Consider the following 1326-nt stretch of genomic DNA (forward strand, 5'->3'; position numbering starts at 1 on the left):
CAACCCGGCCTCATCATTTTGGGCAAGCAAGCCATCGACGACGATGCCAACCAAACCGGCCAAATGCTGGCCGCCTTGGCCGGACTGCCCCAGGCCACCTTTGCCAGCAAAGTGGAGCTGGCCGATGGCCAATCCCAGGTCACGCGCGAAGTCGATGGCGGCTTAGAAACCCTGTCTTTGAGCCTGCCCGCTGTGATTACCACCGACCTGCGCCTGAACGAGCCGCGCTACGTCACCCTGCCCAACATCATGAAGGCGAAAAAGAAGCCGCTGGACAACGTCAAACCGGCGGATTTGGGCGTCGATGTGACCCCCCGCCTGAAGACGCTCAAAGTCAGCGAGCCCCCGCAACGTGGCGCGGGTGTCAAGGTGGCCGATGTGGCGGCGCTGGTAGCCAAGCTCCAGACCGAAGCCAAGGTACTGTAAGAAACTGCGACGCATCAAGGATAAAAACATGACGACCCTCGTTATTGCAGAACACGACAACGCCAGCCTCAAGGGCGCTACCCTGAACACCATCACGGCGGCGGTGGCCATAGGTGGCGAGATCCATGTGCTGGTGGCCGGTCACCATGCGGGTGCTGCGGCCCAAGCGGCCAGCCAAATTGCCGGTGTGAGCAAGGTATTGCACGCCGATGGCCCGGCACTGGCCCATGCGTTGGCGGAAAACGTAGCGGCCCAAGTGCTGGCTGTGGCGGGCCACTACAGCCACATTGTGTTTGCGGCCACCGCCAACGGCAAAAACGCGGCCCCACGGGTGGCGGCCTTGTTGGATGTGGCGCAAATCAGCGAAATCAGCAAAGTGGTGTCGGCAGACACCTTTGAGCGGCCGATTTATGCGGGCAATGCGATTGCCACGGTGCAAAGCAGCGACAGCGTGAAGGTGCTCACGGTGCGGGGCACGGGCTTTGATGCGGCAGCGGCCACGGGAGGCAGTGCTGCGGTAGAAAGCATCGCGGCGGTGGCCGATGCGGGCAGCAGCCGCTATGTGGGCAGCGAAATTGCCAAGAGCGACCGGCCTGAGCTGACGGCGGCCAAGATCATCGTTTCGGGGGGCCGGGCGTTGGGCAGTGCCGAGAAGTTCCAAGAAGTCATCACGCCGTTGGCGGACAAGCTGGGAGCGGCGGTGGGTGCGAGCCGTGCGGCGGTGGATGCGGGCTATGCCCCGAATGACTGGCAAGTGGGCCAGACAGGAAAAATTGTGGCGCCCCAGCTGTATATTGCCTGCGGAATCTCGGGGGCGATCCAGCATTTGGCGGGGATGAAGGACAGCAAGGTGATTGTGGCGATCAACAAAGACCCGGAGGCGCCGATTTTTAGCGTGGC

The 1326-nt window shown here is 62.4% G+C and carries 2 protein-coding genes; both read left to right on the forward strand.

All coding sequences use genetic code 11. The annotated features are described in order from the left end of the window. The coding region (locus ACFO6X_RS15815) for an electron transfer flavoprotein subunit beta/FixA family protein (protein WP_382434968.1) at window positions 1-426 on the forward strand (426 nt) is incomplete at its 5' end. Between the two features lie 28 nt (window positions 427-454). Continuing rightward, window positions 455-1326, forward strand: an 872-nt coding sequence (locus tag ACFO6X_RS15820) for an electron transfer flavoprotein subunit alpha/FixB family protein (RefSeq protein WP_382434970.1), incomplete at its 3' end; no start/stop codon positions are given.

It is taken from the genome of Giesbergeria sinuosa (assembly GCF_042652905.1).
Classification (GTDB): domain Bacteria; phylum Pseudomonadota; class Gammaproteobacteria; order Burkholderiales; family Burkholderiaceae_C; genus Simplicispira; species Simplicispira sinuosa.